Annotated in this window: 10 protein-coding genes; 8 read left to right on the top strand and 2 right to left on the bottom strand. The window is 71.5% G+C overall.

The features are described from left to right. Positions 1–82: 82 nt before the first annotated feature. The gene (locus ACIG3E_RS18595) at positions 83–1,516 is read right to left on the bottom strand and encodes a cation:dicarboxylate symporter family transporter (RefSeq protein ID WP_399617170.1); all 1,434 of its coding nucleotides are present in this window, start codon (positions 1,514–1,516) and stop codon (positions 83–85) included. Between the two features lie 185 nt (positions 1,517–1,701). Between ACIG3E_RS18595 and ACIG3E_RS18590 the strand changes: the two genes are divergently transcribed. From ACIG3E_RS18590 to ACIG3E_RS18565, 6 genes are all read left to right on the top strand, one after another. Then, positions 1,702–3,351, top strand: a complete 1,650-nt coding sequence (locus ACIG3E_RS18590) for an ATP-binding protein (protein WP_399617167.1) — start codon at positions 1,702–1,704, stop codon at positions 3,349–3,351. Next, on the top strand, positions 3,348–4,043 hold the full coding sequence (locus ACIG3E_RS18585) for a response regulator (RefSeq protein ID WP_399617165.1): 696 nt from the start codon (positions 3,348–3,350) through the stop codon (positions 4,041–4,043). Before ACIG3E_RS18590 ends, ACIG3E_RS18585 begins: the two co-directional genes overlap by 4 nt. Positions 4,044–4,182: 139 nt before the next feature. Continuing rightward, the gene (locus ACIG3E_RS18580; RefSeq protein ID WP_399617163.1) at positions 4,183–5,541 is read left to right on the top strand and encodes an extracellular solute-binding protein; all 1,359 of its coding nucleotides are present in this window, start codon (positions 4,183–4,185) and stop codon (positions 5,539–5,541) included. A gap of 98 nt (positions 5,542–5,639) precedes the next feature. Then, positions 5,640–6,446: a carbohydrate ABC transporter permease gene (locus ACIG3E_RS18575; protein ID WP_399617829.1), complete on the top strand. Its 807-nt coding sequence runs from the start codon at positions 5,640–5,642 to the stop codon at positions 6,444–6,446. Further along, entirely contained in the window at positions 6,446–7,276 is an 831-nt protein-coding gene (locus ACIG3E_RS18570; protein ID WP_399617160.1) for a carbohydrate ABC transporter permease, read from the top strand. Before ACIG3E_RS18575 ends, ACIG3E_RS18570 begins: the two co-directional genes overlap by 1 nt. 192 nt (positions 7,277–7,468) lie before the next feature. Then, positions 7,469–8,095, top strand: a complete 627-nt coding sequence (locus ACIG3E_RS18565) for an XRE family transcriptional regulator (RefSeq protein ID WP_399617826.1) — start codon at positions 7,469–7,471, stop codon at positions 8,093–8,095. Positions 8,096–8,197: 102 nt separating this feature from the next. On the opposite strand, the gene ACIG3E_RS18560 is transcribed toward ACIG3E_RS18565, so the two are convergent. Beyond that, on the bottom strand, positions 8,198–9,223 hold the full coding sequence (locus tag ACIG3E_RS18560) for an ATP-dependent 6-phosphofructokinase (protein ID WP_138961886.1): 1,026 nt from the start codon (positions 9,221–9,223) through the stop codon (positions 8,198–8,200). Positions 9,224–9,422: 199 nt separating this feature from the next. Here ACIG3E_RS18560 and pta point away from each other — a divergent pair, with 199 nt between their 5' ends. Both pta and ACIG3E_RS18550 read left to right on the top strand, forming a co-directional pair. Beyond that, a complete protein-coding gene (gene pta / locus ACIG3E_RS18555) occupies positions 9,423–11,522 on the top strand; it encodes a phosphate acetyltransferase (RefSeq protein ID WP_399617157.1) in 2,100 nt (699 codons plus the stop codon). Next, complete coding sequence (locus tag ACIG3E_RS18550; RefSeq protein ID WP_399617155.1) at positions 11,519–12,727, top strand: acetate kinase; 1,209 nt, start codon at positions 11,519–11,521, stop codon at positions 12,725–12,727. The genes pta and ACIG3E_RS18550 overlap by 4 nt, the downstream gene beginning before the upstream one ends. Positions 12,728–12,796 lie beyond the last annotated feature (69 nt).

Raw genomic sequence — 12,796 nt, 5'->3', positions numbered from 1 at the left:
CAGCTCCTCTGAAGTCGTATCGGCAGCCCCGGACCGCGGTCGGGGGCTGCCGCGCGTCGCCGGGGGCACCGCCCGTGCGGGCCTAGGCGGGCGCCTTCTCCAGCGGCACCTGCTCGGGCACGGCCTCCGCCGCCGGAGGCGCCCCGTGCTCGTCGTCGACGAGTGTCCGCTCGTCGAAGGGCAGCTTGCCGTCGAGGACGAGGGCGACCCGCTCCCGGTCGACCTCCTTGGTCCACGTACCGATGAGGAGCGTGGCCACCGCGTTGCCCGCGAAGTTGGTGAGGGCGCGGGCCTCGCTCATGAAGCGGTCGACGCCGATGATGAGGCCGACGCCGTCGACGAGGCCGGGCTTGTGGGACTGCAGGCCGCTGGCGAGGACGGCGATGCCGGAGCCGGAGACGCCCGCGGCGCCCTTGGAGGCGATCATCATGAAGAGGAGGAGGGAGATCTGCTCGCCGACGCCCAGCGGCTGGTCCATGGCGTCGGCGATGAAGAGGGAGGCCATGGTCAGATAGATCATGGTGCCGTCGAGGTTGAAGGAGTACCCGGTCGGCACGGTGATGCCGACGACGGGGCGGCTCACGCCCAGGTGCTCCATCTTCGCGATGAGCCGCGGCAGCGCGGACTCCGAGGACGACGTGGAGAGGATGAGCAGGAACTCCCGGCCCAGATACCTGAGCAGCTTGAAGAGGTTGACCCCGGTGGCCAGGCGCAGCAGCGTGCCGAGGACGAGCACGATGAAGAGCGCGCAGGTGACGTAGAAGCCGATCATGATGGTGGCCAGGGCCTTGAGCGCGTCCGTGCCGGTCTCGCCGATGACGGCGGCCATCGCGCCGAACGCGCCGATGGGCGCGGCCCACATGATCATGCCGAGGATGCGGAAGACCAGCTTCTGGATGTGCCCCACGCCGCGGAGGATCGGCTCGCCGGTGCGGCCCATGGCCTGGAGGGCGAAGCCGACGAGGAGCGCGATCAGCAGGGTCTGGAGGACCTCGCCCTGGGTGAAGGCGGAGACCATCGTCTTCGGGATGATGCCGAGCGCGAAGTCGACGAGGCCCTTGTCCGCCTCGTCGGCCGCGTCGTGGCCCGCGGCCTTGTCCGACGAGGTCAGGTCCATGCCGGAGCCGGGGTGCAGGATGTTGCCGACAACCAGGCCGATGGCCAGGGCGACCACGGACATGGCGACGAAGTAGGCGAGCGCGAGCCCGCCGACCTTGCCGACCTTCGCGGCCTGCCGGACCGAGCCCACGCCGAGCACGATCGTGCAGAAGATGATCGGCGAGATCATCATCTTGATCAGGTTCACGAAGCCGGTGCCGAGGGGCTTGAGCTCCTTGGCGAAGTCCGGCGCGGCGAAACCGACCGCGATGCCGATGAGCACGGCCGCGATGACGGCGATGTAGAGGTAGTGGGTGCGATCCCGCTTCGCGCGGGGCGCGGGCGGGGTGCCCGTCCCCGCCGCGGGCGGTACCGCTCCGGTCCCGGCGGCGCCCGCCGCCGTCCTGTCCTCTGCCACGGTTGCCTCCTTGGGCGACTACGACCACTGTGTCCTCGCGAGTCGTGCGGCTCACGTCCTGGCGATTCCGGGTGACTATCTCCCGGAGTGTGAGGGCGGTCACCCTTGCGTTCATTGAGTTCGCGCCGTGGACCACCGCCGACGTTCCTTTAGGTCAGGCGCGTGCGGCGAGGCAGACTTGCACCATGCCCCAGGCCTCCCGACCGCCCCGCCGACCGCGCGCCCCGCGCAGCCTCGCCGGTCAGCTCTTCGCCATGCAGGTGGTCCTGGTGGCGGTGGTGGTCGCGGGCTGCGCCCTGTTCACGTACCTCAGTGACCGGCACCAGGCGGAGGAGGCGGCCCGGCGCCAGGCCACGGCGGCGGCGCGCGCGGTCGCGGACGCCCCGTCCGTGCGCGAGGCGATCCGCGGGCAGGACCCGTCCCGCGCGCTCCAGCCGTACGCGTCGAAGGTCCAGCGGGACACCGGTGTCGCCTTCGTGACGATCATGGACCGGCGCGGCATCCGCTGGACCCACCCCGACCCGGCCCGCATCGGGCAGCGCTTCCTCGGCCACACGGCGGAGGCGCTGCGCGGGCAGACCTTCACCGAGACGTACACCGGCACCCTCGGGGCCTCCGTGCGCGTGGTCACGCCCATCCACGACGGCGGCCGGATCGTCGGCCTGGTCAGCGCGGGCATCACCATCGACGAGATCACCGCGAAGGCGCGCGGCCAGCTCGTGGCGCTCCTCGGCGTCGCGGCCGCGGCCCTGGTGCTCGGCGCCGTCGGTACGTACGTCATCAACGCGCGGCTGCGCCGCAGCACCCACGGGATGAACGCGGCCGAGCTGAGCCGCATGCACGACTACCACGAGGCCGCCCTGCACGCCGTGCGCGAGGGGCTGCTCATGCTCGACGGGCGGCGGCGCGTGGCGCTCATCAACGACGCCGCGCGCGACCTGCTCGGCGCGGACGAGGGCGTCGTCGGCGCCTACGTCACCGACCTGGGCCTGCCCGCGCCGCTCACCGGCGCGCTGCTCGACGCCGCGCCGCGCGTGGACGAGGTGCATCTGACGGCGGACCGCGTCCTCGTCGTGAACACCTCGCCGGTCTCCGGCGGCGACCGCAAGGGCACCGTGGTCACCCTCCGCGACCACACCGAGCTCCAGGCCCTCACCGGCGAGCTGACCTCCGAGCGCGGCTTCACCCGCGCGCTGCGCTCCCAGGCCCACGAGGCCGCGAACCGGCTGCACACCGTGGTGTCCCTGATCGAACTGGGCCGCGCCGACGAGGCGGTGGAGTTCGCCACGGCCGAGCTTGAGCTGGCCCAGGCCCTCACCGACCAGGTCGTCGCGGCCGTCAACGAGCCGGTGCTCGCGGCCCTGCTCCTCGGCAAGGCCGCCCAGGCCAACGAGCGCGGCGTCGAGCTGGTCATCTCGGACGACACCAGCGTCGACGACGGCGAGCTGCCGCGCACGCCCGCCGCGCGCGACCTCGTCACCATCCTCGGCAACCTCATCGACAACGCCGTCGACGCGGCGCAAGGCTCCCCGTCCGCCCGCGTCACGGTGACCGTCCGCGCCCGGCCCGACACCCTGCTGCTCCGCGTCGCGGACACCGGCCCCGGCATCCCCGAGGCCCACCGCGAGGCGGTCTTCACCCGGGGCTGGTCCACCAAGTCGCCCGACGGCCGGGGCCTCGGCCTCTCCCTGGCCCACCAGGCGGCCACGCGCAACGGCGGGACGCTGGCGGTGGCGGAATCCCCCGCGGGCGGCGCGGAGTTCACGGCCGTGCTGCCGCTCACCACCGCGGCGACACCCCCTGCCGCCGCGCGTCGAGAAGGGGCCCAGAGATGACCGAGCCCGCGCCCGCCCCCATCCGCGTCCTCGTCGTCGAGGACGACCCCGTCGCCGCCGACGCCCACGTCCTGTACGTCAACCGGGTGCCGGGCTTCGAGGCCACCGCGACCGCCCACACCGCCGCCGAGGCGCGCCGCGCGCTCGACCGGGGGCCCGTCGACCTGATCCTCCTCGACCTGAACCTCCCCGACGGGCACGGCCTGTCCCTGGCCCGCAGCCTGCGCGCCGCCGGGCACAAGGCGGACGTCATCGCCGTCACCTCCGCCCGCGACCTCGCCGTCGTCCGCGAAGGCGTCTCCCTCGGCGTCGTCCAGTACGTCCTGAAGCCCTTCACCTTCGCCACCCTGCGCGACCGGCTCACGCGCTATGCCGAGTTCCGCAGCGCGGCGGGCGAGGCCACCGGGCAGGACGAGGTCGACCGCGCCCTCGCGACGCTGCGCGCCCCGGCGCCCGCCACCCTGCCCAAGGGCCTCAGCGGCCCCACCCTGGAGCGCGTCACCCGCACCCTGCGCGACGCCCCGCCCGAGGGCCTGACCGCCGCGACCGCCGCCGACCTCACGGGCCTGTCCCGCATCACGGCCCGCCGCTACCTGGAGCACCTGGTCGACACGGGCCGCGCGGCCCGCAACCCCCAGTACGGCCAGGTGGGCCGCCCGGAACTGGTCTACCGCTGGCTGCCGCCGTCCTGAGCGACCCAGGCGCCCCACACGGGCCCGGCACGCCGCTGCACGGGCATTGACCTTGCTTCCAGCAAGCGCTTACGTTCACCGGGCGGCGGCCGTGCGCGGCAGGCAGTGCGGCCGCGCCGGACCGTAGGAGGTCGTGCCCGTGCGCCCCACCGCTTCCGTTCCTCTCCTCCTCGCGACCGTCCTGGCCGCCGGTTCCCTCACCGCGTGCGGCGGCGGCTCCGGTGACGACCCGGACACCGTGAAGGTGGCGTACAAGCAGTCCATGGACAACCAGATCCGGGTGATGGACAACTACCTGGAGGCCATGAAGAAGCAGTTCGAGAAGGCGCACCCGGGCAAGAAGGTGAAGCTGGTGCCGATCAAGGCGCCGGACGCCGAGTACTACACGAAGGTGCAGCAGATGCTGCGCTCCCCGAAGACCGCGCCCGACCTCGTCTACGAGGACACCTTCCTCATCAACTCCGACATCACCAGCGGGTACTTGAGGCCCCTCGACCCGTATCTGGAGAAGTGGAAGGAGTGGCCGAAGTTCATCGACACGGCCAAGGCGGCGGCGCGGGCGGAGGACGGCAAGACGTACGGCGTGCCGGACGGGACGGACACGCGCGGGCTGTGGTTCAGCAGGGACATCTTCAAGAAGGCGGGCCTGCCGCAGGACTGGCGGCCGAGGAACTGGGACGAGGTCCTGGACGCGGCCCGCACCGTCAAGGAGAAGGTGCCCGGTGTCGTGCCGCTGAACGTGTACACCGGCAAGCCCGGCGGCGAGACCTCCTCCATGCAGGGTCTCGAAATGCTCCTGTACGGGACGGGCAAGGACCCGGTGTACGACCCGAAGGCGAAGAAGTGGGTCGTGGGCAGCAAGGGCTTCAAGGACGCCCTCAGGTTCGTCGAGACCGTGTACAAGGAGAAGCTCGGTCCGGACGTCGAGGACGCGCTCGACCCGAACATGGCCACGCGCGTGCGCGGCGAGTTCCTCCCCAAGGGCAAGCTCGCCATCAACCTCGACGGCTCCTGGCTGCCGCAGGACTGGCTGAAGGGCTCCGGGCACGAATGGCCCGAGTGGTCCAAGGAGTTGGGCCTCGCCGCCATGCCCACGCAGTCCGGTCAGGCACCCGGCAAGGTCAGCATGTCCGGCGGCTGGACCTGGGCCGTCCCGGCGAAGGCGGACAACCCCGACCTCGCCTTCGAGTTCATCAAGACGATGCAGACGCCCAAGAACGCCAAGCGGTGGTACATCGCCAACTCCGGGATCTCCGTACGCGAGGACGTCGCCAAGGACCCCGAGTACGTGAAGGCGCAGCCCGGCATCCGCTTCTTCACCGACCTGGTCGCCGCCACCCACTACCGGCCCGCCTACCCCGCGTACCCGAAGGTCTCCACGGCGATGCAGGAGGCCATGGAGAAGGTCACCACCGGTGACGACTCCGTGGACGACGCGGCGAGCGGCTACGACGACGAGGTCAGGTCGGCCACGGACGGCAAGGTGATCGAGAGGTGAGGGCCCTGGCGACGGCCCCGCGCGAGGCCCCGCCGCGCCGTCGGCGCCTCGTCCGCTCCCTGGGCCGCGCCCTGCCGGTCTCGCCCGCCGTCGTCCTGATGGCGCTGTTCCTCGCGGGCCCCATCGGCTACTGCGCGTACATCGCCTTCACCGACCTCCAGCTGACCGGCCAGGCGCACGAGAGCTTCGTCGGCTTCGAGAACTTCCGCACGGCCTTCGGCGACGAGGACTTCCTCAACGCGGTGTGGCTGACGCTCGTCTTCACGTTCCTGTCCTCGGTCCTCGGGCAGAACACGCTCGGCCTGGCGCTCGCCGTCCTGATGCGGCGGGCCTCCAAGCCGGTGCGCACCGTCACGGGGGCCGTCGTCGTCACGGCGTGGGTGCTGCCCGAGGTCGTCGCGGGCTTCCTCCTGTACGCCTTCTTCCGCCGCGACGGCACCCTCAACGCGGTCCTCGACGTCCTCCATCTGCCGCCCCAGAACTGGCTGTTCACCCTGCCGATCCTGGCGGTGTCGTTCGCCAACATGTGGCGCGGCACGGCCTTCTCGATGCTCGTCTACTCGGCGGCGCTGAGCGAGATCCCCCGGGAGGTCACCGAGGCCGCGGAGGTCGACGGCGCGGGCGGCTGGCGCCGGATGTGGCACATCACGCTGCCGATGATCCGTCGCTCCATCGGCACGAACCTGATGCTCAACACCCTCCAGACGCTGTCCGTCTTCGGGCTGATCTGGGTGATGACGCGCGGCGGCCCCGGCAACCGCAGCCAGACGCTGCCGCTGTTCATGTACGAGCAGGCCTTCCAGAAGAGCATGATCGGCTACGGCACGGCGGTGGCCCTGCTGCTGCTCCTCGTCGGGTCCCTGTTCTCCCTGGTCTACCTGCGCCTGCTGCGCACGGAGGTCTGATGTCCGCACGCCGCGCCCGCAGCCGCCGCCTCGCCGCCGACATCGGCCTGCTGACGGTGGCCGCGGCCTTCGCCGTGCCGCTCGCCTGGGTACTGCTCTCCGCCGTCGACCCCAAGGCCGACGTGGGCGTGAAGAGCCCGGACGGCTTCACCCTCGACCACTTCGACGCCGTCCTCACCGACGAGATCACCTTCACGCCGATGCTGAACAGCCTGCTGCTGTGCGGCGGCGGCACGCTCCTGACGGTGGTGAGCGCCGCCCTCGCGGCCTACCCGCTGTCGCGCTACTCCTCCCGCCTCAACCGGCCCTTCATGCTGACCATCCTGTTCGCGACGAGCCTGCCCATCACCGCCATCATGGTTCCGGTGTACGCGCTGTTCGTCCGCGTCGACCTCATCGACACCCTCCAGGGCACGATCTTCTTCTTCGCCGCGTCCCAACTGCCGTTCGCCATCTGGCTGATGAAGAACTTCATGGACGGCGTACCCAAGGAGCTGGAGGAGGCCGCCTGGACGGACGGCGCCTCGCCGCTGCAGTCCCTCATCCGCGTCGTGCTGCCCCTGATGGGGCCGGGCGTCGCCGTCGTGACCGTCTTCTCCTTCGTCCTGATGTGGGGCAACTTCTTCGTCCCCTTCATGCTGTTGCTCTCCCCCGACCAGATGCCCGCGGCGGTCAGCATCAACGACTTCTTCGGCAGCAAGGGCGCCATCGTCTACGGCCAGCTCGCGGCGTTCTCGCTCATCTACTCCACGCCGGTGATCCTGCTGTACGTCCTGATCGCCCGGCGTCTGGGGGGAGGTTTCGCCCTGGGCGGCGCGGTGAAGGGCTGAGCCCCGCGCCCGGCGCGCGGGAGCCCGCCACGGGCGCCCCCGTCGGATGTGGCTTCGTCCGAGCCCCAGCCTCGTAGGAACGCACCGTAGTCGTCCGACTCCGGTGCCCCTACCGTGTGCCCCGTGCAAGCAAGGCAGCCCCCACCGCTCTTCGACTTCCCCGCCGCGCGCCGGCTGCGCGAGGCGCTGGGCATGGCGCCCGGGCACGTCGCCCACGACATGCGGGCCAGCTACGGCCTCGCCCATGTCACCGCGGACACCGTCAGCGCGTGGGAGCGGGGCCTCGCCACGCCGAACGCCGCCGAACTCGCCGCGCTCGCGGCCACCTTGTGGTGCTCGCCCGGCGAACTGATGGGCGCCGCGCGGACGTTGCGGGAGCACCGCCTGGCGCGCGCCCTCGCCCCGGAGGACGTGGCGCGCGGCGCGGGCGTGGAGCTCCAGGCCTACCTGCGGATGGAGGAGACCGACCAGTGGCGCGGCAGCGAACGGCAGTCCGCCGCCCTCGCGCACACGCTCCGGCTCTCGCTGCCGGACTTCATCGCGGTCACCGGCCGCTCCGAGCAGCTCGCGGAGCTGCTGCGCAGCGCGGTGACGACCCGCTGGCAGGGGTACGTACGCCCGGTCAGCAAGCTCCTGGCCCTCGACAAGCGCACCGTGGAGGGCCCGCTGCGGCGGCTGCACGAGGAGTACCAGTCGCGGATGGTCCGCACGCTGAGCTGGGGCGGCGGCACGGGCGCGGACGCCTCGGGCCACGCGGGCCGCGACTTCCTGGACCGGGTCCTCGACCACTTCTGGCCCCTGGTCCCGGGCCCGTCCTGAGACGGCCCGGGACCCGGCCCGAGGCCTGCGCCGTTATCTGTTTCCGCTCTGGATAGAACGTTCTAGAAAGTCGAGAGATAGATACCCGGAGACCCGGAAGCCCTAGAAGACGGACTCCGCCTCGTCCATCCGGTCCTTCGGGACCGTCTTGAGCTCCGTCACGGCCTCGGCGAGCGGCACCATCTCGATGTCCGTGCCGCGCAGCGCGGTCATGCGGCCGTAGTCGCCGCGGTGCACGGCCTCGACGGCGTGCCAGCCGAAGCGGGTGGCGAGGACGCGGTCGTACGCGGTGGGCGTGCCGCCGCGCTGGACGTGGCCGAGGATGACCGGCTTGGCCTCCTTGCCGAGCCGCTTCTCCAGCTCGTAGGCGAGGGCCGTGCCGATGCCCTGGAAGCGCTCGTGGCCGAACTGGTCGATGGCGCCCTTGCCGTAGTCCATGGTGCCGTCGGCGGGGTGCGCGCCCTCGGCGACGCAGATCACCGCGAACTTCTTGCCGCGCGCGAACCGCTCCTCGACCATCTTGACCAGGTCGGCCGGGTCGAAGGGCCGCTCGGGCAGGCAGATGCCGTGGGCGCCGCCCGCCATGCCGGACTCCAGGGCGATCCAGCCCGCGTGCCGCCCCATGACCTCGACGACCATCACGCGCTGGTGGGACTCGGCGGTGGTCTTCAGCCGGTCCATGGCCTCGGTGGCCACGCCGACGGCCGTGTCGAAGCCGAAGGTGCGGTCCGTGGAGGAGATGTCGTTGTCGATGGTCTTGGGCACGCCGACGACCGGCACCCCGGCTTCGTGGAGCATCTTCGCCGCGGTCAGCGTGCCCTCGCCGCCGATCGGGATGAGCGCGTCGAAGCCGCTCTTCTCGATCAGGTCCTTGGCGTTGTCGCAGGCGGCGCGGAAGCGGGCGCGCTCCAGACGGGAGGAGCCGAGGATCGTTCCGCCGCGGGAGAGGATGCCGCTCACCGCGTTGAGGTCCAGTGTCCGGTAACGCCCGTCGAGCAGACCCGCGTAGCCGTCCTCGAAGCCGATGACCTCGTCGCCGTAGTTGGTGACCGCTCGGTGCACGACCGACCGGATCACTGCGTTCAGGCCCGGGCAGTCGCCGCCCGCGGTGAGAATTCCGATACGCATCGCGCTGAGTCTCCTGCTCGCTGTTGCTTCGTGTGAGCCGGTCCGATTGTTCCACGGCGCTCGGCCAGCCTGCGACTTAGCCAGCCCCAGAGGTATTGTCAAGAGGGCACGACCAACAATATCGGGTGTTTTTCCGGCGCTGCCGGAGCTGCCCTCCCCCTCCTCACCAGGGAAGACCGAGAAGAAACGGAGAGCACGCGTGACGCGCAGCGTGTACGTGACCGGGATCGACCGGGGCGACGGCCGTCAGGTCGTCGAGCTGGGAGTCATGGAGCTCCTGACCCGCCAGGTGGACCGCGTGGGCGTCTTCCGCCCGCTCGTCCACGACGGACCGGACCGGCTGTTCGAGCTCCTGCGCGCCCGCTACCGGCTCTCGCAGGACCCGGCGTCCGTGTACGGCATGGACTACCACGAGGCGTCCGCGCTCCAGGCCGAGAAGGGCACCGACGAGCTGGTCTCCCAGCTCGTCGACCGCTTCCACGAGGTCGCGCGCGCGTACGACGTGGTCCTGGTCCTCGGCACCGACTTCGCGGCCACCCAGCTGCCCGACGAGCTGTCGCTCAACGCCCGGCTCGCGAACGAGTTCGGCGCCTCCGTCCTCGCAGTCGTCGGCGGCAAGAACCAGACCGCCGAGTCGGTGCGCGCCGAGACCCGCAACGCCTACCGCGCCTACGAGGCCCTGGGCTGCGACGTCCTCGCGATGGTCACCAACCGCGTGGCCCCCGCCGACCGCGCCGAGATCCAGGAGCGCCTCGCCGCGAGCCTGCCGGTGCCCTGCTACGTGCTGCCCGACGAGCCCGCCCTGGCCGCGCCGACCGTCGCGCAGATCACCCACGCGCTCGGCGGCCGGGTCCTCCTCGGCGACGACTCGGGCCTGGCCCGGGACGCCCTCGACTTCGTCTTCGGCGGCGCGATGCTGCCGACCTTCCTGAACGCCCTGACCCCGGGCTGCATGGTCGTCACCCCCGGCGACCGCGCCGACCTGGTCGTCGGCGCGCTCGCGGCGCACAGCGCGGGCACCCCGCCGATAGCGGGCGTCCTGCTCACCCTGAACGAGCAGCCGGGCCCGGAGATCCTGCGCCTGGCCGACCGGCTCGCGCCCGGCACGCCCGTGATCGCCGTCGCCGGGGGCTCCTTCCCGACGGCGGGCGAGCTGTTCGCCCTGGAGGGCAAGCTCAACGCGGCCACGCCGCGCAAGGCGGAGACCGCCCTCGGCGTCTTCGAGCGGCACATCGACACCGCCGAGCTCCTGGCCCGCCTGTCGGTGTCCGGCAGCGACCGCGTCACGCCGATGATGTTCGAGCACAAGCTCCTGGAGCGGGCCCGCGCCGACCGCCGCCGCGTCGTCCTGCCCGAGGGCACCGAGGAACGCGTGCTGCGCGCCGCCGACGTCCTGCTGCGCCGCGGCGTGTGCGACCTGACGCTGCTCGGCCCCGCGGAGACCATCCGCAAGAAGGCCGCCGACCTCGGCGTGGACCTCGCGGACTCCCAGCTCGTCGACCCGCAGACCTCCGAGCTGCGCCAGGGCTTCGCCGAGGAGTACGCGCGCCTGCGCGCCCACAAGGGCGTGACCGTGGAGCTGGCGTACGACGTCGTGGCCGACGTGAACTACTTCGGCACGCTGATGGTGCAGGGCGGCCTCGCCGACGGCATGGTGTCCGGCTCCGTGCACTCCACGGCCGCGACCATCCGCCCCGCTTTCGAGATCATCAAGACCAAGCCGGACGCGTCGATCGTGTCGTCGGTGTTCTTCATGTGCCTGGCCGACAAGGTCCTCGTGTACGGCGACTGCGCCGTCAACCCCGACCCGAACGCCACGCAGCTCGCGGACATCGCCGTCCAGTCGGCGGGCACGGCCGCGCAGTTCGGCGTCGAGCCGCGCATCGCGATGCTGTCGTACTCCACCGGCACCTCCGGCTCGGGCGCCGACGTCGACAAGGTCCGCGAGGCCACCGAGCTGGTCCGCGGCCAGCGCCCGGACCTGAAGATCGAGGGTCCGATCCAGTACGACGCCGCCGTCGAGCCGTCGGTGGCCGCCACCAAGCTGCCCGGCTCCGACGTCGCGGGCCAGGCCAGCGTCCTGGTCTTCCCCGACCTGAACACCGGCAACAACACCTACAAGGCCGTGCAGCGCTCGGCCGGCGCGATCGCCGTCGGCCCGGTGCTCCAGGGCCTGCGCAAGCCGGTCAACGACCTGTCCCGCGGCGCGCTCGTCCAGGACATCGTGAACACCGTCGCCATCACGGCGATCCAGGCCCAGACCCCCACCCAGTCCCCCACCGAGAAGGCCCCCCAGTGAGCGCCACCCGCGTCCTCGTCCTCAACTCCGGCTCGTCGTCGGTCAAGTACCAGCTGCTCGACATGGCGGACTCAACGCGCCTGGCCATGGGCCTCGTCGAGCGCATCGGCGAGGAGACCTCGCGGCTCAAGCACACCCCGCTGACCGGCGGCGGTGAGCGCGAGCACACCGGGCCGATCGCCGACCACGAGGCCGCGCTGAAGGCCGTCGCCGAGGAGCTGGCGGCGGACGGGCTCGGCCTGGACTCGCCCGAGCTGGCCGCGATCGGCCACCGGGTCGTGCACGGCGGGCTGAAGTTCACCGAGCCCACGGTCATCGACGACGCGGTGCTCGCCGAGATCGAGCGCCTGGTGCCGGTGGCCCCGCTGCACAACCCCGCCAACATCACCGGCATCCGCACGGCCCAGGCGCTGCGCCCCGACCTGCCCCAGGTCGCGGTCTTCGACACCGCCTTCCACACGACGATGCCGGAGTCGGCCGCCCGCTACGCGATGGACGTGGCCACGGCGGACGCGCACCGCGTGCGCCGGTACGGCTTCCACGGCACCTCGCACGCGTATGTGTCGCGGGCGACCGCGAAGCTGCTCGGCAAGGCCCCCGAGGACGTCAACGTCATCGTGCTGCACCTCGGCAACGGCGCCTCGGCGTCCGCCGTGCGCGGCGGCCGGTGCGTGGACACCTCCATGGGTCTGACGCCTTTGGAGGGGCTCGTGATGGGTACGCGCTCCGGGGACATGGATCCCGCCGTGATCTTCCATCTGGCGCGGGTCGGCGGCCTTTCCATCGACGAAATCGACACGCTCCTCAACAAGAAGAGCGGCCTTATCGGCCTGTGCGGCGACAACGACATGCGGGAGATCCGCCGCCGGATCGACGAGGGCGACGAAGAGGCGCGGCTCGCCTTCGACATCTACATTCACCGTCTGAAGAAGTACATCGGCGCGTATTACGCGGTTCTCGGCACGGTGGACGCCATCGCCTTCACGGCGGGTGTCGGCGAGAACGCGGCGCCGGTGCGCGAGGCCGCCGTGGCGGGCCTGGAGGAACTGGGCCTCGCCGTGGACGGCGACCTCAACGCGGTGCGCGGCGACGAGCCCCGGCTGATCTCCCCCGAGTACGCCCGGGTGAAGGTCGCGGTCGTACCGACCGACGAAGAACTGGAAATCGCCACGCAGACTTATGCACTGGCAGGAAAGAACAGCTGAGCACCCCCGCGCCCATTTGTATCTTCCGCCAGACGGAATATTCCGCAGCGAAACAAACCGATAGGATCG

The organism is Streptomyces sp. NPDC053474, assembly GCF_044544845.1.
Lineage (GTDB): Bacteria > Actinomycetota > Actinomycetes > Streptomycetales > Streptomycetaceae > Streptomyces.
Note: the sequence above shows the minus strand (reverse complement) of the source record. Positions and strands in the feature narration are given on the sequence as shown.